The 22,793-nt window shown below is 46.4% G+C and carries 10 protein-coding genes; 1 reads left to right on the top strand and 9 read right to left on the bottom strand.

The features are described 5' to 3' along the window. Positions 1-308: 308 nt before the first annotated feature. Entirely contained in the window at positions 309-3,704 is a 3,396-nt protein-coding gene (locus VB712_RS01265) for a peptidoglycan DD-metalloendopeptidase family protein (protein WP_323251314.1), read from the bottom strand. A 119-nt stretch (positions 3,705-3,823) separates the two neighbouring features. Beyond that, positions 3,824-6,580, bottom strand: coding sequence for an S-layer family protein (locus tag VB712_RS01260; RefSeq protein ID WP_323251312.1), 2,757 nt, complete (start codon positions 6,578-6,580; stop codon positions 3,824-3,826). Between the two features lie 57 nt (positions 6,581-6,637). Between VB712_RS01260 and VB712_RS01255 the strand changes: the two genes are divergently transcribed. Next, positions 6,638-7,297, top strand: coding sequence for a Uma2 family endonuclease (locus tag VB712_RS01255; RefSeq protein ID WP_323251310.1), 660 nt, complete (start codon positions 6,638-6,640; stop codon positions 7,295-7,297). A gap of 2 nt (positions 7,298-7,299) precedes the next feature. Here the strand turns inward: VB712_RS01255 and VB712_RS01250 are convergent, their stop codons facing one another. The 7 genes from VB712_RS01250 to VB712_RS01220 all read right to left on the bottom strand — a co-directional run bounded on the left by VB712_RS01250 (position 7,300) and on the right by VB712_RS01220 (position 22,776). After that, positions 7,300-7,701, bottom strand: coding sequence for a hypothetical protein (locus tag VB712_RS01250; RefSeq protein ID WP_323251308.1), 402 nt, complete (start codon positions 7,699-7,701; stop codon positions 7,300-7,302). A gap of 293 nt (positions 7,702-7,994) precedes the next feature. Then, complete coding sequence (locus VB712_RS01245) at positions 7,995-12,488, bottom strand: S8 family serine peptidase (RefSeq protein WP_323251306.1); 4,494 nt, start codon at positions 12,486-12,488, stop codon at positions 7,995-7,997. 134 nt (positions 12,489-12,622) lie between these two features. Then, positions 12,623-18,637 (bottom strand): S8 family serine peptidase, encoded by a 6,015-nt coding sequence (locus VB712_RS01240; RefSeq protein WP_323251304.1) that lies wholly within the window; start codon positions 18,635-18,637, stop codon positions 12,623-12,625. A gap of 362 nt (positions 18,638-18,999) precedes the next feature. Further along, a complete protein-coding gene (locus VB712_RS01235; RefSeq protein WP_323251302.1) occupies positions 19,000-19,272 on the bottom strand; it encodes an NfeD family protein in 273 nt (90 codons plus the stop codon). An 86-nt stretch (positions 19,273-19,358) separates the two neighbouring features. Continuing rightward, the gene (locus VB712_RS01230) at positions 19,359-20,291 is read right to left on the bottom strand and encodes a formylglycine-generating enzyme family protein (RefSeq protein WP_323251300.1); all 933 of its coding nucleotides are present in this window, start codon (positions 20,289-20,291) and stop codon (positions 19,359-19,361) included. Between the two features lie 57 nt (positions 20,292-20,348). Further along, on the bottom strand, positions 20,349-21,629 hold the full coding sequence (gene argA, locus VB712_RS01225) for an amino-acid N-acetyltransferase (RefSeq protein WP_323251298.1): 1,281 nt from the start codon (positions 21,627-21,629) through the stop codon (positions 20,349-20,351). Between the two features lie 271 nt (positions 21,630-21,900). Then, positions 21,901-22,776: a phytanoyl-CoA dioxygenase family protein gene (locus tag VB712_RS01220; protein ID WP_323251296.1), complete on the bottom strand. Its 876-nt coding sequence runs from the start codon at positions 22,774-22,776 to the stop codon at positions 21,901-21,903. Positions 22,777-22,793: the final 17 nt, after the last annotated feature.

The raw sequence follows: 22,793 nt of genomic DNA, 5'->3' as shown, positions 1-22,793 counted from the left end.
TAGGCAATGTGGGGGGCGATCGCTTTTGCCGGGTTAGAGATGAATTTCCCTCTTCCCAACCAATAGCCTCACAATAATAAGATCGCCTATACTGTGAAATTGATACTGTTCAGTGGCGATCGCTCTGGGTTTATTGTAGCAAATCCTCTCGGCTGCCCTGTTGGGAAGGGTGATCCTTCGTGATCGCCCCCATTCGCGCCGTAGGGGCGCAACGCTTGCGCCCAAAACCTAAGGAAAAACGCACCACCGCCGGGATTTGGGGCGGTGGTGCGTTGGGGTTTATGGAGTTATAGACAGAACCTTAAACATTAGAAAGGAATATAATTCTTGGGATTACGGTTATCTGTCTTATGACGATAGGGACTAACACGAACTTCAATGTGCAAGTGATTTCCTGTTGAATTGCCTGTACTACCGACATTACCGATTTTAGCTCCACTCGTCACTTGCTGACCTGTTTTCACAGCTATACTCGATAGATGAGCATAATAAGTCCGAATGCCACCAGGATGTTCAATAATCACTAAGTTGCCGTATCCTGAGTTATTCCATCCTGCAGAAACAACTTTACCTGATTGAGCAGCTTTAACTGGTGGCTTTGTTCCAGATGTGCCAATATCAATTCCATAATGGAACTTTAGTACCCCTGTAAAAGGATCTCGTCGCAAACCATATCCACTCGTGATCCGATAGCCCGGTAGTGGGTTCTGCCATTTTGTGCTTACTGTAACAGGTTTCTGAATTGTCTTAATCGGTGTGCGAGCGCCGTCCATTTTTTCCCAACCTGACCAAGTACCATCACTCTGCAAGTACCGAGAATGCATCACACCACCCGGCAATGGACGCTGCTCACCCCCCACATGGTATTGATAAAGCTTGCCATCAAATACCGCCAACACCGGATCATTAAAAGCAGCCTCATTGCGAACATTTTCCTGCTTCCAGGTTGTCCAATTTTTTCCATCCGTAGATGAACGGGTATAAACCTTCTTGTCAAGACCAATATGCGATTGATACAACTGACCATTGAACGCCACCATTGCCACAGCACTGTTCGCTTTTTCATTCAGAAGGTTAGGACGCTCCCATGCTGTCCAGTTCAAACCATCCGTAGAAGAGCGCATGTAAACTTTCTGGTCAAGCCCCACATAAGATTGATAGAGCTTCCCATTTAAAGTCGTCATTGCCACAGGATGATTGGTTTTTTCCGCAGCACCTTGGGGATAACTCCAACCTGTCCAATTCACACCATCCGTAGATGAGCGGGTGTAAATTCGGAAATTACCACCACCGACATGGGTTTGATACAGCTTGCCATTAAACGTTGTCATGGCAACCGCATGATCTGTCCATTCACCAGGAAAGTTAGCGTGAGTCCATGCTGTCCAGTTCACTCCATCTGTGGAAGAACGATTGTAAATCTTGTTGTCTTTGCCCACATGGGTTTGATAGACAATGCCATTCAATGTTGCAACGGATGGTTGATGATACGTCGCTTCATTGCTTTGAGTGCCTTTTTCCCAACTTGACCATTTTCCGGTTGCTGGATTATAAAAGCGGGTGTAAATCCGATTGTCCATACCTCGGTGGGTTTGGAAAAACCAAGAACTGGGATCACCTTGGTACTGGGCATGAACATCTGCCAAGAAATTGGTAAACCTTGTACTGATGGGCTGAAAAACACCCAAGAACGCACTTAAAGAAGTTCCCAAGGTTGATAACAGTCCCGTACTACCCGTGTCAGGATTGGCCGCCCGTTCTAGCGGTGTAAACTCATCCTGGCCACTCCAAGTTAACGGCAGAGACTTCAGACCTGTTTCATAGTCTTCCGCCTTCGTTGCCTTTGCCAAATGCACCGCCGCCGCCACATTTAACAAACCTGTACCCGTTGCCAAATCGAAACCCGTCTGACCCAAATCTGTTGCCGTTTGCTTCAGAATTTGAATCACCTGCTGATAACTCAGATCCGGATTTGCTGCCCAAATTTGCGAGATTGCCCCTGTTACCTGCGCCGTTGCCATCGAAGACCCGTAGCTGCCCCCAATGGGATTTTCTGGCGTTCCCCCATTAGCAACAATATCCAAACCAGCACCATAACTGGAATAATCAGCACGGTCATAGCCTTGCCAATTCGACGCAGCGGGATCAAATTGCTCCGCAGCCCCCACGGTAATAATATTGTCGAACTGCATCGAAGCTTGACCCAAAGCCGACATCAGCCCCGCTTGGTTCCCAGAAGCCGCCGCAACCAAAACATTATTTTGCCGCGCATATTCCAACGCCGCCATTTCCATCGGCGTGAATTCATAGCGCGTCGTCACATTGCCATCGGCATCAATTTGGGTGAGATCCAAACTCAAATTGACCACCGCATTGGGTTGACCCGACTCCACCGCCGCATCGACAAATTCCACCAAAGAATCCGCCCAACGCCCAGAACCAACAGCACGACCCAACCACAGGGGAGCCTCATCATTCATGCCATCAATGACATTGACCACCTGGGTTCCGTGGCGATCGCCCTCGCCTTCTGTGAGGAAAGGATTATCATCCCAATCAATGAAATCGGTGCCGGTGATGATGGTGTTGTTATCAAGGGTGGGGTTATCCGCCGCAAATCCGGTGTCAATCACCCCCACCAAAGGTTGAAACTCACGGGCGACATTAAAGGCCTCAGGGGAATAATCCACCTGCTCCGTATAGGCTTGGGCATAGTTCACCAACGCTTGACCCATGGGGCTGGTGCGCCAATCTCGATCCACACCTAAAACATCATCCATGAGGGGAACGTCAGCGGTTGCGCCCCGGACTTGGAAGATGATGTCGTTGTAATCCCGGTCGGATTTGCCTCCCGCGAGGCTGATGTCTTCCAGCGTGAACGTGTTGCCATCCCCGGTTACGTCAGCGATTTGCCCGAATTGGAAATAATCATCGGGGTTGTCGGTGGCCATGGAGAACACTGTCCCCCAGGCGCGACCAGCGGCAGCTTCTTCAATGGATTGGTTAGGGACGAGCATGAAGCCGAAGCGATCGCCCGCCCTCATTTGAAACGTTTGCACCTGCTGATATTCCCCAGCGTTGAAATCCACCCCGCCGGTATTGCTGAACCGAGCCGCATCGGTGGCATCGGAGATCACCACATAGCCCCATTCCGAATTAGAGAGGGCGCGGCTCGCCGCTTCCTGAATAAACTCGCGGGTTCCGGGTTCTGATTCCATGCCCTCAAGGCTGAAAATTGCTAACTCGCCCCGGTCATATTTCCCCCCATCAAACAGGTAATCAATACCGACCTCTCCAGATTCCCCCACCGTGAAAACCCCAGAAGTGAACTGAATATCTTCGGGAATTAAGGGAACATCCGGCGGCGGAAAATCTGGTTCTTCAAAGTAATCATATTCATCAAATTCATGCCAGCGATCCTGCTCAATCGGATCAGAACTCAGTTCCCCATCCATGGCAATTTCAGGATCAACAGCATCGGACTGAGTTGTAAAGTCTACAATTTCGTTAACACTTTCCGGATCATCAGGAAATTCAAAATGACGATTCAAGGGATCAAGCTTAGAATCAATCATCGCCAGCCATTCTTGGTCAAAGACTTGAGAAGCATCATCCATACTGGTATCGACGACACTACTAGGGGTCAGGATCGGTTCAAGGATAAACGCTTTCTTGGCATGATGACGCGCTTTTGGTTTAGCCATGGTAGGTGCAATAAAAAAGGAACGTTCAGGAGCCTGTTGAGTGGCTCTACATCTTTTCTAGGGAGGGGAAGGAATTTTTATGCAGCGGATCGAAAAAAATTTTTGCTGCGGTGGCGAAATTAGGCAGCGGGACAGCCCACAGCACTCAGGAGGAGCGTCGGAGCGGTGGGGGCTTGGGCGGTGAGGACAAGTTGCCCCTGAGCATTGCGGCCCCAGCCTTGGGCAATGAGGGGGCGGGGGTTAGGGTTGATGGGGTTGGAAGAGGAGAGCATCGGAGCATCGCCTCCTTCTGGCATCACCACCGGCAACACGGCAACTCCCCCAAACCCTTCACGGGGAATCCCTCGCCCTTGAAACCGTAGGCCACTATCTGCGGCTGTTCCCGCCCGCAAGCCACAAACCTGTTGCACCACTTCCGGAGAGTCCACCACCGGCACATCAATGAGGGCTTGGGTGGGGTCAATGCCGGGGGTGTTTAAGATGACCTCACCATTGAGTTCAGGGCTGAATAAAGAAAAGGCGGTAATGTCGTTTTCTGGGGTGCGTTGGAGGCGAAACTTTAGCCCAAAAATCCCTTCAGCGGTGATCACAATGCGACCGCCTCGACCTCGGAATGAGTTAGAGATAATATCGCTATTAAATAGCCCCGTTACCGTTGCCGCATTGATGGTGATATTCCCGCCATCTCCTGGTTGATTGGCTGTCCCGGCGGTGGTGGAAATTTCACTATCAAAGAGGAGAATAATATGGAGGGCATTGAGGTTAATATTTCCCCCCTGTCCTGATGTGGTGGCGGCGGTGATTGTGCCTTGATTTTCTAATTGAATCAAGCGGGCATTAATATCTAAGTTACCGGCGTTGGCAATGCCTAAACTTTCAACGGTAACAGTGGCGCGATCGCTCACCCTCAAAATATCCGTATTCATTGTCACTGTCCCCGCCTGCGCCCCCGTCCGGGTTCGTGAGGAAATACCACTGGGCAACTGTTCACCAAAACCTGTGACGGTGACTTGTTCACGGGCATTGATTGTTAAATTTCCGCCTTGACCTGTGCCAATGGTTCCCACGGAAATCACGCCGCCATCGGTAATCGTTAATCGCCCGGTTTCCAGGCTTAAATTGCCACTATTACCCTGGCCAGTGGCATCGGTTTGGGTAAAAATGCCGCTGAAAAATGTTTTTCCGGCTGGGTTTTTGCCTAGACCATTAATGGCGATCGATTCACTGGCCGTAATGCTCGTATCACTACCATTCCCGACCCCAAAGGTTCCTGTGGAGATTTGCGCTCCGTTGTTGAGGGTGAGGCGTTGGGTTTCGAGGGTGAGGCGGCCGCCGGAGCCGGTGGCGGTGGGGCTGGCGACGTTGGCGGTGAGGCTGGTGGGGTTGGTGCTGCCGCCTGTGAGGAAAATATCCGCTGCTTTGATGCGCAATGTACCGGCATTGCCAGCGGCGAGGGTGGAGGTGGTGATCTGTGCGCCGGAGTTGAGGTTAAGGGTTTGGCTGTTGATGGTGATGTTGCCCCCATTGCCGCTGAAGCGTTCGGCACTGCTGCGAATCGTGCTTTCCCGCGCCATGGTGAGGCTGTTGCTGTTAATAACGATATTGCCCGCATTGCCGTTGGAGGTGGTGCGGGCGAGGATTTGGCCTTGATCATCCAGGTTGATGTTGGCCACATTGATGGTCGCTGTGCCGCCTTGGCCCGTCGATGCACCATGGGCAATGGCGACGGTGCTGCGGACTCCGCCGGGACTGACCCCTTGGATCGTCATTTGTTGGCCGGTGATGGTGAGATCTCCCGATCGCCCCCCCAAATTCGCCACCCTGGCGCTCACTTCTCCCCCGCCCGTGGCCAAGAGTTGGCCGGTATTGATGGCGATATTGCCACCGATGCCCCCCGTGGCGTTAGCTTCGGTGAAAATGCGGCTAATCGGACTGCTGCTGCTATCGAGGCGGATTGTGCCGGTGGCGTTGATCTGTAGGGTTTGGCCGGTGGTGTTGGCTCCAGTGGTGATGGAGGCGATCGCCCCTCCCCCACTCAGATCCAAATTTCGCCCTTGCACTTGGATCGCGCCCCCCCGCACACCACTGCTATCAATGGAGGCGCGATTAAAGAGGCGAATATCTTGAAACGCGGTCACGCCGCCATAATTAAGGCTGAAATCGGGGTTCAATCCCACGATTTGCCCCGCCCCAACGCTGCCGACGGCAAGGCGGCCATTGGGAGCGAGGAGGTTGCCCCCATCAAGGGTGACGGGGCCACCGAGGAGGGTAATGGCTTGGTTGGCGGCGGCGGTGAGGGATGATTGGCACAATGCATGGCAACCCGTGAGAGAGATACGGGATTCATTGGGGCCATTGGGGATGACTGCACCATTGCCCGTTAACATGATTCCGGCGGCGGTTTGGGCAAAGCGGAGGCCGATGGGGACTTGAACGGAGAGTAGGTCGGTGGCGGTGGTGTTGAGGGTGGAAAATTCCCGGCCATCGGGGAAGATCAGGCTGTGGGCGGTGCTGGCGATAAAGGAGCCATTGAGGTTGAGGCGGGCGTTGTTGCCAAAGGTGATGCCGTTGGGGTTGAGGAGGAAGAGGTTAGCGGGGTTGGAGGTGGCGATCGCTCCATTAATCACGGAAGGATTTGTCCCCAAAACTCGTACAAAGATATTGGTCAAACTGGGATCATTGAGGAAGGTGACGGGATTATTTTGGGGGGAAAAGTCTAAAAAGCTATGAAATAGGTTACTGCCTGCCGGTTGGCCGCCGCTAATATCGTAGGTTCCGTTGACGACTGTGCCGAAGGTTCCGATGACTTGGGCAGCGACGGGGAGGGGGAGGAGGGCGGCAGTCAGGGTGAGCAGCAGGGCGGGGATTTTGGGCATGGGGGCAAGGGCGACCAAACTTTCTATAATTGAAGCAGTTTTATTGTAAAAATAATTATGTTTGTCGAACTCCGTAAAATTCAGGTGCCACCGGGGGCGCGGGTGATTTTAGAAGATGTCAGTTGGGGGGAATTTGAGGCAATTTTAGCGGATTTAGGGGAACATCGCAGTTCCCGCTTAACCTATGATCAGGGACAGTTAGAGATTATGACTCCGTTGCCGGAACATGAGGATAATAAGGAAATTATCGGGAATTTGGTGAAGATTTTACTGGAAGCGTTTGATCTAGAGTTTCGCAGTTTGGGGTCAACGACGTTTAAGAAGCCGATGGCTCAAGGGGTGGAGCCGGATCAATGTTTTTATATTGACCATGAGCCGGACATTCGCGGCAAATCGCGCCTTGATTTAACGGTTGATCCGCCGCCGGATCTGGTGATTGAAATTGACATTACTTCGCGCACTGCTCCGGCACTTTATGCAGCATTGGGCGTGCCGGAGTTATGGCGGTTTGAGGGGGGAGTTTTACAGATCAATGTTTTGGTGGGGGATGGATATCAGGAAGTCGAGAAAAGTCCTCTTTTTCCAGGATTGGCGTTGAAAGCTGCCATTCCTTTATATTTGGCAGAAAGTAAGGTTTTGGGGCGGAATCGGGTGATGAAGCAGTTTCGGGATTGGGTAAGGGTTTGTCAAATTGAGCTTGGCAATGGGGGAGGGTGAAGTTAGGAAAGTTTTGTTTTGGTGGGTTTGAGGTTGCGTTTGAGCAGGATGATGATGCCGAAGATGCCCAAGAGTAGGAGGCTAGCGGTGGGAGTAGATTCGGGGACTTTTTTGGGTGGGCAGGAGGCGGCGGGAGTTTCACATTCACAGCATTGATAGTTAGTGATGTAGAGGAGTTCGCGGATTTGGGTTTCTTGGCTTTCGCGAAACTTTTGGGTGCGTTCTGGGGTTAGGTTTTGGTATTGGGGTTTGACGAATTCTCTGAAGTATTCAAGGCGGCTCGGATTATAGGCATTTTCTAGATAGGAGTACGTTGTACTTGGTGTTTGATATTCAGATTTAAAAATATTGGGTTCTGTGTTGGCAAAAATGAGGTAGTAGTTGTAATTAGTTTCACCAGACAAGAATTTCAAAAAAACTAGATCTCTTAATCCTAAAAGTTCATCAGTTCTGGTTTCAGGCAACGGAGTATTTTCCCACCATGAATGTCCAGTAATTGTGGGACTATTTTTATCATGTCTCCACCATAAGTAAGAAACTTTTTGGGAGGGATTAGAGTTAGGAATCTCTAAAAATCCACTACTAATAGGATTCAAAAAGAGTCCTTCTGTTTGCTTATAAGATTGTTTTTGAATCGTCCAAAATACCATGATGGTTATTGTCTCCTTTTTTGATAATGTACAGGCTTAAAATCACCTTAAGGAATTGAAAAAATTTGAGCATAAAGACGATTATCCAAGGGATTAATATCGCCGGAATCAAGGTCTCGATTTACCCCATAGTATTCAGGATCGGCAGTAAACGTAATTGATGTTCCCCACGTACTAAGAATTTTACCATTTTTTGAAGCTGTCACAAATTTATTGATATTTTTTTCCGAAAAATTACCATAATCATATACTTCGGATTGTGATTCTCTTGTATTAATTAAGAATTTTTTACCGAGCTTTTCACCTTGCTTGCTATATCTTTGTCCATAAAGCTTATATTTATTATCATGTGTAGAAATTGATGTCACAATAAAATCACCATTATCTAAAGAAGTGATTTGGGGATAATATTCTTCATTTTGACTCACAGACATATATGTATCAACAAATAATTCTTCACCGATAGGATTACCTTCATAATCATATTTTTGTAAATAAAGATTGAAATGATCTTGATTCTCAGAAAACCAAGAAATTGTAAAATCATAGCTTGTTGATTGCAGTAGTGAGCTTTTAACTCGATCACTTAATAAGCTTGTGTTAATCGTAAATTCTGAGTTGACGGGATTCAAGTTATGATCATATATTTGACCATAAATATTGCTTGAGTCACTATTCACACCACCTTCAACCCAAGTAGAAATAAGCCTATTATTTTCTAAAAATGCAATTGGCTCAGATCCTTGAATTATCAATTCTTCACCAATAGGATTACCCTGAGAATCATACTTTCTTCCACGTTTGCCGAGATTTTGATCCCAGATAATTAAAAACTCACCACTATCAGATATGACAATTGATGGATACGATGCCCCATCCAATGAATTTATTTTGAGTTCATTATCAACTTTTTCTCCATGTTGATCATACCTTTGGACAAAAATAGACGATTCTAAATCCAATCCTTTTTGTTTAACAACTAAAAAGCCACCATCTTCAAGGGGTACAGCATCTAGGAGATGATCTTCATCCCAAGGGAAAAACGAAGTGTATAGTTCTTGTCCAATAGGCTGACCCTTATTGTTATAAATTTGCCGACCAACTACATTTTTATAATCATCTTGTGCATAATCGTAATAATCTCCAAGCCAAGACACTAGAAAATTACCATTACTTAAGGGTGTAATGTTTTGATTAATGATGTTTTCATGCCTAGCTACTTGAAAATTTTCACCAACAGTACGCGGAGTGAGTTCTATACCTTTAATGCGAATCTCTGAAGTTCGCAAAAAACCATCTGAATCATAATCCTTATCCAAAATTTCTAACTTCCATTCTCCTTTGGATAACTCTCCCCAATGGTGGAATGAAGAAAACGGCCAAAAATATTTTTGTCCTTGTGCATAACGTTTACTTGCATCTGCTCCACCATGTTGCTCTGTTAAAATAGAACGCTCTCCACTAGGGGAAATCAGCACAATTTCCAAATCGCCCAAATATTCATGATCAAAATTCAGTAAAACTTCTACAGACTCTACTTTTATTTGTTGATCAATCATGATTTTTGAAGAAACTAGAGTATCATACTCAATTTTTTTATTTTCAATAACTAGCCCCCCACTAATTGTCACTACAGGAGGTAAAGGCTCCCAACTTTTTGCCAAGCTTAATGCTTTGACTGGATTAACTAAACCAAACCCATAATCATGACTATGGCGGATTGCGTCCCCCTCCGAACCCGACCATTGAGCATTGGGATCATTAATCGCCGTTCGATCCGCTGATCGCGCCAAAATATGCTGAATATCTCGCCAATTTAAATCAGGATTTGCCTCCATCAACAATGCTACTACCCCTGAAACTACTGGAGCCGCTGCTGACGTTCCTCCAAAATTGTTGCGATAAGTCCCATCCACATCGGTTGTTGTCATTCCCTTACCAGATCCTGATGAATAAGCGGAAATGAACAAAGATGATCCCGGTGCGCTATAGTCTGCTACTTTTCCAGTATGGTCTACTGCCCCTACTGCAATCGTATAGGAAGAATTGGCAAACGCTCCATAGTTAACGTTGTAGCCTTGATCCCGTTTATTGCCTCCGGAAAAAATGTAAGGGGTTCCATGGGTACGTGCTGCCTGTTCTAATGCTTGCAGAGCTAAAAAAGAATGTGTAAATAATCCTAATCCCCAGCTACTACTGTAAAGATCAATATTATCTAATTGATGAGTTAAAGCATTTTTAAGCGTTAAATCTGTGATATTTGTACCTACTCGAATTCCTGCCCATTGTGCATTAGGAGCTACACCTGTAATTCCAATACTATTATTGCCTACAGCAGTGGCAATTCCCGCAACTGCTGTACCATGATCATTGAACGTGATAATATCAAGCGATAGGTCATCCAAAATGCCACTTTTCGTATCATTAGGATTTAAGTCTTTGATATAAACGCCCCATGGTTTTTCGGCTGACCAACCTTTGACTTTCTCTGTTAAATCAATACTATAGCTGCCTGTATTAATATTTCCACCTGATGGTAATGAAACAGTAGCATAATGTTCCGAAAGGCTACCATTTGTATTGTATTGATATAAGAACAACTCAATTGAGTTCTGTGCCTGGTGCTGCAAAGTAAAATTCAGGACTGCATTTTGAACCTTGCCAGATACTTTACCAGAGGACAATTGATAAAAATTATCACTATTGGCGTGTATGGTTTGGGGCTGTGAATCAACGATTGTAAAATTCATATAAGGATGATCTTTGTATATTGCTAGAGTTTCCTTATAAGCTGAAGAAGGATTATTGTTATTTTCATCATAGTTCCAACTGAGATCAGTACGATAATTACCCGCCAAATCAGGATGATTTGTTAAAAATCCACTATCAACAATTCCCATTGTAATTCCTTGGCCAGAAACACCATGGTTTGTCCAAGTATGAGCAATACCTCCTTGATTGAGATACCATTGATTATTCACTAATGGATCATTAGTAGGAGAGTAATAATTAACTTGATGTTCAATTAATGGCAAACCATACTCAATACCATCAATTCCATGAAGTAACGCTTGGACTTCTGTTGCAGATAAATTAGAACCAAAATCCACTCGGTAAGTATTTGCTAAAATTCCTGTCGGTTCAAATCCTGCTATACCTAACTGTGTTGCTAACGCTTCTAAATCTGTATCCGATCGCACGCTTACCACCCAATCCGTTGTCTGTGCTAATACAGACGGATCATAACTGCTTAAATCTACAGAGGACAATAAAGCTGCTTTCACCTGATCACTTAACTCTACCCCCTTATCTAAAGACAATACTGTAATGGGAGTTATTGCTTCTGCTTCACCGCCTGGATAAAAGGCGATCGCCTTCACCTCATAATGACCTGCATCCAGGGGATCACGATGCTCAAACCGATAATGACCCTCGGCACTAAAATCCTCCACATTCCCTAAAGGCCGCCATTTCTCACCAAACCCCTTCACCCACACCTCAACCCGATCTACTGCATCCACCCGATCCACCATACCGATCAAGCTAAAGGATTCCGTGGGGTTGAAAAAGCGATCGCTATAGATGACATTGGCCCCCAGCACCGGCAACTCCAAAACCGGGGGATCACCCAAATAATCGACAATTTCAGCCCAAGGCAAACCCCGCTCAATATTCCGACCCTCAGCAATCACATCCTCCACCGCCGGCCCGTCACCCGTTGCCCCCCGAACGTGCAAGATCAAATCATTATAATCCCGATCCGAACGACCCCCGGCAACACTGATATCCTCAAACGCCAACACCATCCCCTCGCTGGCAATATCATTAATCTCGCCAACCTGGAACACTTGATCGCGATTAGCTATTGCCATGGAAAAGAGCGGCCGCCACGCTTCGCCATCGTAAACCTGCTGGATTGAATGGTTAGGGGAAAATATGAAAGCAAAGCGATCGCCCGCATTCATCTTAAAATGCTGAATACCCTGATATTCCCCGGTATTAACATCAACGCTAGTGGTTGTCGAGAATAACGCCCCATCCGTCGCATCAGAAATCACCACATGACCGAGAGAAGAATTGGATAACACCCGCCGGGCTGCCTCCTGGATAAAAGCCTGGCTTCCTGGCTCCTCCGTCATCCCCTCCAGGCTAAAAATCGCCAATTCCCCTTGGCTATACTTCCCGCCATCAAACAAATAATCAATACTCACATAACTCGAATCATCCACCGTAAAAACCCCAACATTGGGATCGACGGATTCAGTCAAAAATAATGGATCAATATAGTCAATAATTTCAATTTCACGCTCTAGCCCAGAAACTGTCATTTCCTCAGGCACAACCTCCACAGCCTCAGTAGATTCTTGAGGCTCAACCGGCTCCAGTATTTCAACTGTATCAGTGGGCAAATCATAGACTTCTAAACCTGCATCTACCCCATCATGTACCTCATCAACCCCTGTATCAATAAAACTACTGGGGGTCAAGATGGGTTCAAGGATGAACACTTTAAATTGGGAAGAACGCCGTGATTTAGCCATGGTAAGTATTAAAAACAGAGAATTAAGACAAGTGAATCTGAAGTATAGATTGGGAAGATTTCATGACCACATAAAATCTGCTTAATTCAGATAGTGCATTGTAGGGGCGAAAAGTTTTTCGCTCTTGCACCGGATTAAGATAGCTTGATCAACCATGCGTCATCTCCTCCTTTACTTGTACCAGATAAACTACCAGCCGTAGAGCCAGTAAGGTAAAGGCCGGTGCTACCCGCTACAATACCATTAGAAACATCATTGCCTACTGTTCCTAACTGCTGAATCCATTGCAGAGCACCATTTTGATTATATTTAGCGACCCAAATATCATCACCTCCTGCATATTGTTTACCCAATTTGCTTTGAGTTTTTCCAGTGATGTAAACATTACCTAATTGGTCAGAAGAGACAGCAGAAGCAGAGTCATACTGTGCAGTACCTAGCTGTCGTTTCCAATTTAAATTTCCGTTGCTATCGTATTGCGCTACCCAAGCATCAGCATTGCCATAATAAGTTCCACCTAATCCAGACTTATCACCATGGATAGCCTTCCATCGGAGGTCAGCGTCTCCCAACTCATTGGGATCACCTGTGAAAGGATCGCCTAGCTTATTACGGGTATTTCCAGCAATGTAGATATTATCATTACTGTCGATGGAAATGCCGTTAGAAATATCTTCAGATTGAGTTCCCATCTGTTGCTTCCAGAGCAAAAGTCCTTCATCGCTATACTTAGCAATCCAAGCATCAGCATTCCCTTGATTCACTTCTCCTAAAGCTCCCTTGGTTTGTCCAGTGATGTAAACAGAACCTTGAGAATCAATGGCAACTCCTTTGGCTTCATCTTCTTGAGATGTGCCGAGTTGTCGCACCCATTGCTGGTTCCCATTGGTATCATATTTAGCCACCCAAGCATCTCCATTACCTTGAGTTGTTCCCGCTAAATTACCATGAGTTAAACCAGCAAGGTAAAGACTACCATCTTTTCCCCAAGTTAATGAACCATTAGAAATATCATAATCCGCTGGTAATTTCTTACGCCAAATTAGATCACCATTAGCACCATATTTAGCAAGCCAGGCATCACGACTAGCCACATTGCCATCAAACGAACCGTCAGTCAATCCAGAAATATAAGTATTGCCATCACTGTCAGTAATGACTTTCTTGGCAGCATCGTATCCGGAAGTACCAAGCTGTTGTTTCCACAGTTCCGTTCCAGCGGCATCATACTTGGCTAACCAGGCATCATAGGAACCAAGATTAGATCCTGCTAAATTGCCAGATGTACGACCTGCAATATAAACATTACCAAGTTTGTCCAAAGTCACAGAATCGGAATAGTCATAGCCGGATGTTCCAATTTGGCGCTGCCATTCAATTTTAGGTGTATCGTTATCAGCAATATTGACAACCCCTATTTCGCGCTTTCCAATGGCATAGTCTGGACTGGATCTGAGAAAAAATCGAACAGTTTCATTGGTTTCTACAATATTGTCATCGATAGGAATAATATCAATATTTACAGATGATTTTCCTGCCGGAATAATGATTGTTCCATCAGTATAACTAACTGCTTTAGGGTCTCCTGTTGCGGGGATTATAGTTGTTCCTGAAATTATTTGATAATCTTGACCAGCAGTTGCTTTAGCCCACCAGTCACGTTCCCAATAATGTACGGTTAGAGGTTGGCTAGTATCACCAGTACGGCTAATCGTCATTTGACCAGGATTACCATATTCCGAGGCATAGGGTTTAGAGGCAAACATTTCGACTGTTGGTTTATCATCATTATCCCAAATGGTCGTTGTTCGGCTACCCCATCCGGCAAGAATATCATAGTCAGAACTAGGATTAATCGTCAAAATTGCTGTCTCTTCACCTTCAACCTCATCATCATCACTGGGAATGAATCGTAATACTTTTGCATCATTAGCAACAACGAAAGAATTACCAGCCACAACATTAGGTAAAGCATTTTTCATTCCTGGCAAAAATGTAATAGAGCCTGGAAGATACTCATAATCAACTCCATTGATTGCTGTACCAGTCATCGAGTAAGTGACAGTTAATGCTTCACGAATGTCTCCTAGCCGACGAAATACGAAATCTCCTTCATTACCCGATTCAGAAACATAGTTACTGTCATAATTTTCATCCGGTTGTGCAGCTCTCCACTCTGCATATAACTGAACCCGTGGTTTTTCATTATCAAAAATCCTGACCGTAGCTCCACCCTGTGAGCCAAGCTCATAGCCATCACCCTTGGTTAAATTTAGCGTTACTGCTTCAGTCCATTCAACCTCTTGATCATCAATAGTAGGGATGGGTATTTTTACAGATGAACTCCCTGCGGGAATGGTAACTGTACCCGGTAAAAATGCAAAGTCTTTGTTATTCGTGGCTAAAGGTTCTGACCAATGAATAGACTGACCAAATTGATAATTAATTGTTAAAGGATTTTTCGTATTTCCCGTTCGAGTTACAGTAAATTCCCCGGTTTCTCCTTCAGAAATATTAGGAACAGTTGCTTCAAGATTAACGGTGGGTTCAGTACCATAAAAATTAAGCTTCCAGGAATCCCAGTATCCTGTTTTCAAAGTTTTGCGATCGCGTACTTGTAGCCTCCATTCTCCTTGCGAAGATTCTCCCCAATGACGGGTAGATGTAAACATCCAGTTGGTATAATTATCTCCTGTATCAGGATGATGTTCTGCTAAAGTGGATACAGTGCCATCAGGAGATATTAAGCGAACCTCTAAATCTCCGCGATTAGCATGGTCAGCATCAAAAATAACCTCCACCGTTTCAATTGTTATATCTTCAACAATGTTAATTGATGAAAACACACTCTTCCCGTTATTATCAGGAATAAGTTTTTTAACATCTTTTAATTCAGAACTAATCGCAACTTCTGTTCCTAAAGGTTGCCAATTTTTGGCTAATGTAACTGCTGCATTTGCATCAACAGCCCCAAATCCATACTTATGATTAACCCAATATCCACCACCATTTAATTTCCAATCTAGATCACTAGGATCATTACGCTTTGCTGTATCAATCAAGATTTTTTGAACATCTCGCCAAGTTAGACTTGGGTTAGCTTCTAGCATCAAAGCAATCACACCAGAAACGAGCGAAGCAGCGGCAGAAGTACCGCCAAAACTATTATTGTAGTCACCCGTACTCCCACCTTCAGCACCCAATAAATCTGTGGTATTTATCCCTGAGGTAGTACCGCTCGAATAACCAGAAACTAATAGCGAAGCTCCAGGTTCACTATAAAGAGTCTGTTTTCCATTGTGATCAATGGCAGCAACAGCAATAGTATACCGAGAACTGGCATAACCATCATAATTTACATTGTCTTTTTGTTGCTGTCCATTTCCTCCAGCCCAGACATAAATATTTCCCAGTCCTTGTCTTCCTTGTGTGACTCCAAGTTTTAGAGCCTCGGCTGCCAAAAGGCCAGGTGCTTTTTTGATGTTTCCAGTGTCCGGAGGCCCCCAACTATTATTGTAGATATGAATACTATTTTTCAAGTAAGAAAGTGCATCGGCTTCCATCAAATCATCAGTAGGCTTTGCAGTTAATCGTAGTCCCGCTAAAAATGCGTTGGGAGCTACACCGGTAATCCCAATTTCATTATTTCCTTTGGCCGCAGCTACGCCGGCAACAGCAGTACCATGATATTGCCCAGGAGTCGTAGGTGCAGGATCATGATCATACGCACCAAACTCTTCTAGTTTTTCACTAAAGTCTCGACTTAAATCAGGACGATAATTCGGTTGTAAATCTGGATGGGCATGCTGGAGACCATCATCAACAATTCCAATGACCACATTCTGCCCTGTTAACCCGGCTTCCCATACAGCACTAACATTTATATCTTGTCCAGCAGTACCACCTGTTTGGCTATTGTTTTTCAAATGCCACTGTTCAGAAAAGAACGAATCATTAGGAGTAAATCGAGACTCTTTTTGAGAAGCAACAAGTGGATAGGCAAATTGAACATTTTCCAATAATCGTAATTTATCTTGTATCTCTTGAGGCGATAGATCACCAGGAAATTGAAAGACATAGGTATTGGGAATGTATCCAGTAACACCTAGTAATTTTATATCGAAAATCTCACTTAGTTCTTGAATATATTCAGCAGAGCTTAACTTAATAACCCATTCTTGGGTTGATGCCAAATCTAATGAATCATAATTGTTTAGATCTTCGGCTCGTTGAAGCGCAGACCAAACTAAGTCGGGTAATCCTAAGGCAATTTTGCGCTCTTCATCTTCCTTGACATCGTTTTCAATATTACGATTGACAATATTAAAGTTTGTTTTCCCTGCTTTTGCCAACTGCACCGCTGCCATGGTATTCAGCAAACCTGCCGCTGTTTCTAAATCAAAACCCGTTTCGCCTAAATCTGTGGCAGTTTGCTTCAAAAGCTCAATCACCTGACGGTAACTTAACTCTGGATTCGCTGCCCACACCTGGGACACTGCCCCTGTCACCTTTGCAGCCGCTACCGAAGTTCCAGCGATCGCATCAGGATTTTCTTCAGTTCTGCCATAGGCCATCAAATCCAGACCAGGGCCATAGTTGGAATAACCTGCCCGGCCTGCACCTTTCCAAACCGACGTATTCGGATCAAATTGCTCTGCTGCACCAACAGTAAGAATATTGTCAAATTCTTGAGAAGCTTGACCTAAAGCTGAGATCGCGCCGCCATCATCACCGGCTGCAACAACCAGTAATACATGATGCTGTTGGGCATACTTGATCGCTGCCCGCTCGATGGGTGTTAATTCATAGCGAGTGATCACATTCCCATCGGTATCAATCTCAGTGAAGTCCAAACTCAAATTCACGACACCATGGGGTTGCCCCGATTCAAAAGCTGCATCAACAAATTCCACTAAAGAATTTGCCCATTCCTCTGAATTTATCGCACGGCCTAACCAGATCTGTGCATCTGGATTTATACCATTAATGCCAATGTTATCATCTCTTTTGGCTGCGATAATCTCTAAAATTTGTGTGCCTTGTTCGTTGCTTTCTCCTGCATCAAGCAAGGGATTATCATCGCCATCAATCCAATCCCGGCCTAGAATGATGTTGCTGTAGTCAAGATCAGGGCTATTAGCAGCAAAACCTACATCAATGATCCCCACGAAGGGCTGAAACTTTTGTGTTGGATTTAAAGGATCTACAGAGTAATCAACTTGATCTGTATAACCTTGGGCATATTCCAACAGAGCTTGACCCATTGCACTACTGCGCCAATCTTTTGCTCCACTGGCCATCACCTCATCCATTAAGGGGGCTTTCGCCGTCGCTCCCCGCACTTGGAAGATCAGATCATTGTAATCTCGGTCAGATTTGCTATTGCTGAGATTGATATCCTCCATCGTATAAACACTGCCATCCCCAGTCACATCTGCAATTTGCCCAAACTGGAAATGATCATCGGGGTTGGCTGTCGCCATTGAGAAAATCGGCCGCCATGCTTCTCCATCATAAACCTGCTGGATGGAGTGGTTGGGGGCCAACATGAAACCGAAGCGATCGCCCCCATTCATTTGGAACGTCCGCACCCCACGATAGATCCCGCCGTTAAAATCTGTCCCAGCGGTATTGCTAAACCTTGCCCCATCCGTCGCATCGGAAATCACCACATAACCTAGTTCAGAATTCGACAACGCCCGCCGTGCTGCCTCCTGGATAAAAGCTTGGCTTCCCGGCTCCTCCGTCATCCCTTCCAGGCTGAAAATTGCCAATTCCCCTTGGCTATACTTCCCACCATCAAACAAATAATCAATGCTCACATAACCCGAATCATCCACCGTAAAAACCCCAACATTGGGATCGACGGATTCCGTCAAAAATAGCGGATCAATATAGTCAATGATTTCAATCTCATCTCCTAGCCCGGAACCTGCTATTTCCTCAGGCACAACCTCCACAGCCTCAGTGGATTCTTGAGGCTCAACCGGCTCCGGCACTTCAACTTCATCCACCTCTGTTGAAGGCACAGGATAATCTCCTAAGCCTTCATCTACTTCGTCAACCCCTGTATCAATAAAGCTACTGGGGGTCAAAATTGGCTCAAGGATAAACGCTTTGAATTGGGAAGAACGCCGTGATTTAGCCATGGTAGATGCCTGAAAAAAAAGACTAACGTTGATCCATCCCCTCTTACTGAAGAAGGGCTAGGGAGGATCTCCCTGTTACTTACAAGGTTTAAATGAATTCCCTGAAGATGCAAATTACTATATCAGTTTAATTCCGGTAACTCCAACAAGATTTGGTAAAGAAAATCAGCCAAATTTTCCAGTTTTGTAAAGTTTCCATGAAGCTCGCCCCAATGCCCACAGTTGACTGATCTCCTTTCATGAAGTTCCCATAAAGTTCTCTGCCTGCTTCACCCCCTTTGTAAAGTTCGCCGCAAGCTATCCCCATCTCCCACTCCTCACTGCTTTTTCCTCACTCCTTCTATAGGAAGCCGCCCCCGTTTTTATGCAGACTCTGGCTCCTCCGGTAACAATTCGACAAGGAGCGTCACCTTCACCCGACCCACCACCCGCACCACCGTTCCCGCTGCCACCATCCCCTGACCTTGGCAACGGGCAAACCACTCCGTCCCGCCAAACTTCACCCGCCCTGATCGGTGAGGGTAAAGATCGGTTTGGGCGATCGCCTCCCCCTCCCAACAGCACAAAAAATCACGGGGGCAAGGCTTCCGCCCACCGCCCCGATTCAATAGCCCACCGAAAAAAGCGATTAACATCGTCTTTCCCTCCCTGGATCTGATATAGATATCTAGGGGAAGGGCGCGATTTTTATGCAAGGTGCTGCCCTAGAGCGGGTTGAAATTTAGCCCGCTTGCTCGTTAAAAAATGCCGTAGCCGCATCAGCGGCCCCATTTCCCGCAAGGCGAAACCCCGTCCGATTTAACCGGGTCTCCGGAGTCCGTCGGTTGCGAAACGCCGATCGGCATAGGTCGGGGAAAAAGTACCAAGAACCGCCCCGTAAAATGCGTTTTTCGCCATCGGGCGATCGCCAAGCGCTACCATCCCTCGGCGCACCCTCATAACCCGGATGCCAATCATCGAAACACCATTCCCAGACATTGCCGTGGAGATCGTAGAGGCCAAAGCCATTGGGGGGGAAGGAGCCGACCGCCGTTGTGGCCTGGCGATAGCAGCCTTGGGGGCCATCCCCATAGGCCCCTGACCAGTGGTAGCCCTGATGCTCCCCGGCGATGGGGGCATAGTTGGCCAGATCAGGGGTGATCGTTGGCCCGTAATGGAAAGGCGTGGTTGTCCCCGCTCGACAGGCATATTCCCATTCTGCTTCTGTGGGTAAACGATATTGTTGTTGGCTGTACTGAGAGAGGCGATCGCAAAACTCCATCGCTTCGTACCAAGATACCTGTTCAACGGGGCGATCGTCCCCCCGGAAATGGGAGGGTTCCGGATTGAGGGGGCCATTCACCATCGGCAACCCCGCCACCACCCGCCACTGCGCCTGCGTTACCGGATACTTGCCCAGCCAAAACTCCGACACCTGCACCTCATGCTCTGGCCCCTCAATATTCAGACCCGCAAGGGATTGATCCCAAACTTGATACCAGGTGCGACCCGCCTCAGTTTCCGGAGAACCCATTGTAAACCTCCCCCCCGGAATGCGCACCATTTCCAAGACTACATCCGGCGTTAGGCGATCGTAACGAGATTCTGCCCAACCTTCGGTACAACGACAAGGCCGGCCCAGCCCATCAACCGTGACCACTTCAAACCTAAACATCATGCCACTCCTTGAAGCGAACCCAACCCCGGCAAAAATTCATAGAAATTCAGAAAATTATAGGGTGATTTTTTTGAACAACACTTGCGAATTACGCTGATAGTTGTATAGCGTTTTTTTATTCGGAGGTAATTGATCAATACTACCCTTGATAAATCCACGTTCACGAAACCAATCCGTCGTCTGTGTTGTCAGGGCTAATAATTTTGTTTTGCCCTGTTGTTGGGCGAGTTGGGTGATATATTCGAGCAATTTATCACCCCGTTGATAACCGCGATAATCCGGATGCACGACAAAACAGGCTAATTCACTAATCTGATCATCATCGGTGTTGTACAGAGCAGCACAGGCAATCACTTGATCATCGCGAGTAACCACATGGAAATTATGGATCTCCATTTCCAAATGTTCCCGCGATCGCTTCACCAACGTTCCTTTCTGTTCCAAGGGATGAATCAAGCTCAAAATGCTACTGATATCCTCAACGGTAGCCCTGCGCATCTGTTCAAACTTGTCCGCCGAGATCATACTCCCCACACCATCGCGGGTGTAGATTTCCAGCAGGAGCGCCCCATCAATCTGAGCATCAATCAGATGAACGCGATCAACACCAGAATCTAGAGCCTCAATAGCGGGGAGAATGAACTCATGTTGATAGGTTTGGGCTTCGTCGAGGGTCAGCTTGCGGGGAATATTAACAGCTTGGTGACTCAGGAAAATTAACTTATCCACCGTGAGGGCTTTAGCCGCAACAATCGCCACATGTTCATAGCGAAGATTGTAGGCTTCTCCGGTGGGGGAATAGCCCATAGGAGACAGCAGCACAATATTATTGGCATCCAGTTGTCGCTGGATTAACTCATGGTTAATCCGGCGAATAATGCCAGTAAATCGATAATCTACACCGTCATGAATGCCCATCGGTCGGGCAGTAATAAAGTTACCAGAAATAATTCCCAGGCCATCACTAGACACAAAGGGCTGATTGAGAATATGGGTGAGTTGATTTTCGATGCGAATCCGCAGGAAACCGATTGCTTCTTGGGCCGCCAGAAGCGTAGGAAGGTCGGTGACACGAATGCCTTTGTGGATCTGGATAGGGGTGTTGGTGTGGTGGAGGCGTTCATCAATTTGGGGGCGTGTACCGTGGACGAGCACCAGTTTCACCCCTAGGCTGGAGATGATCGCCAAGTCCCGCATGATTTGGGGAAATTGGGGGCTAGCCAAAACTTCCCCAGCAAAGGCAATGACAAAGGTTTTGCCGCGATGACCCTGAATATAGGGAGCCGCCTCCCGAAAAAACGAAACACTATTGCTGTTGCCAGTTTTTTCCTGCACTCGTTTTTTTGATCCCTACAGAAGTCCGTAATATGTCCCTAACGGTTTTGACAATAACTTTGGTCAACAACTTTTGTCAATCCCTCGTCATTGGTCTTGCAAAACTGTATTCATCGATACTAACAGCTTGGGTATTATTCTGCTCTGAAATCCGGTTGTTGCGTTGATCGGTCGGCGATCGCCAATCGGCATAGGGGCGAAAATTTTTAATTTTTTTGCCCCTACATCACCTACCACTTTACACAATCTAATTAAGGAGATTCCCTATAACTTATTGTTGAGCATAATCTTCAGGCTCTTCGTTATACCAGTTCCACCCCTGGCTGTCATTTTCAAAGCCGGAGGTATAAAGACCATCCTGAATGGCAGAATCCGGCAGTTTCTGGACAGGCTCATTAGAATGTACATAAGTATTCCCATGATCAGGTCGATTAACCATCGCATTATAATGACAATGCATTAAAATGCGAGTATCACCTGTGTGATTTTCCTGGGAACCATGAATGGTGTTGGCATGCATAAAAACAGCGTCGCCTGGCTCCATTTCACAATCGATAACTTTGTAACGCTCCAATATTTTTGCCAGCCGTTTCGGTTCACAGCGCACTTTATTCGCATTACCTTCAGCGACATGATCGACGCGGCCTAATCGGTGAGACTTGGCAATTACCTGAAAACACCCATTGTCTTTAGTGCTGCGATTCACGGCAATAGAGCAAGTGGCAAACAGATCGGGGAATGGGCATCCCTCATCATGCCATGCCGGATAAGCCTGATGCCAATGGGCAATACTTTGATCGTAGGGTTTCTTTTTGACCACTTTGGCATACATGAAATAACAGGGTTCACCTGTGATAGCCTCCGCTGCCTCAACCATGCGCGTCGTTTGAGTGACAACACTCAGCAGGCTATGGTTCAATCCCGACCAAACCGAAGCCCCCCACGTCCTGCCCTCATTATCGATCACTTTTTTCAGGGCATTTTCCAGGTTGGGGTCTGACATACAGACTGACTTCACCTGTTCCATCTCTTCTGCACTAAAGAAACTCCGCACAATAACGTAGCCATTTTCGTGATAAAAACTGAGTTCATCCGGAGTTAACGGACGAATCGAGGATACTGCTAATTGAGATGTTTGTGAAACCATAAAATTACTTTCATTCT

Origin of the sequence: Spirulina sp. CCNP1310 (genome assembly GCF_034932185.1) — a bacterium.
Lineage (GTDB): Bacteria > Cyanobacteriota > Cyanobacteriia > Cyanobacteriales > Spirulinaceae > Spirulina.
This window is presented reverse-complemented; position numbering and strand designations above follow the sequence as displayed.

Excerpts from the sequence above, each read along its gene's own strand:
- VB712_RS01260 (WP_323251312.1), bottom strand. The coding sequence starts at position 6,580 with ATGCCCAAAATCCCCGCCCTGCTGCTCACCCTGACTGCCGCCCTCCTC.
- VB712_RS01265 (WP_323251314.1), bottom strand. The coding sequence starts at position 3,704 with ATGGCTAAACCAAAAGCGCGTCATCATGCCAAGAAAGCGTTTATCCTT.
- VB712_RS01240 (WP_323251304.1), bottom strand. The coding sequence starts at position 18,637 with ATGGCTAAATCACGGCGTTCTTCCCAATTCAAAGCGTTTATCCTTGAG.
- VB712_RS01220 (WP_323251296.1), bottom strand. The coding sequence starts at position 22,776 with ATGGTTTCACAAACATCTCAATTAGCAGTATCCTCGATTCGTCCGTTA.
- VB712_RS01230 (WP_323251300.1), bottom strand. The coding sequence starts at position 20,291 with ATGTTTAGGTTTGAAGTGGTCACGGTTGATGGGCTGGGCCGGCCTTGT.
- VB712_RS01255 (WP_323251310.1), top strand. The coding sequence starts at position 6,638 with ATGTTTGTCGAACTCCGTAAAATTCAGGTGCCACCGGGGGCGCGGGTG.
- VB712_RS01235 (WP_323251302.1), bottom strand. The coding sequence starts at position 19,272 with ATGTTAATCGCTTTTTTCGGTGGGCTATTGAATCGGGGCGGTGGGCGG.
- VB712_RS01245 (WP_323251306.1), bottom strand. The coding sequence starts at position 12,488 with ATGGCTAAATCACGGCGTTCTTCCCAATTTAAAGTGTTCATCCTTGAA.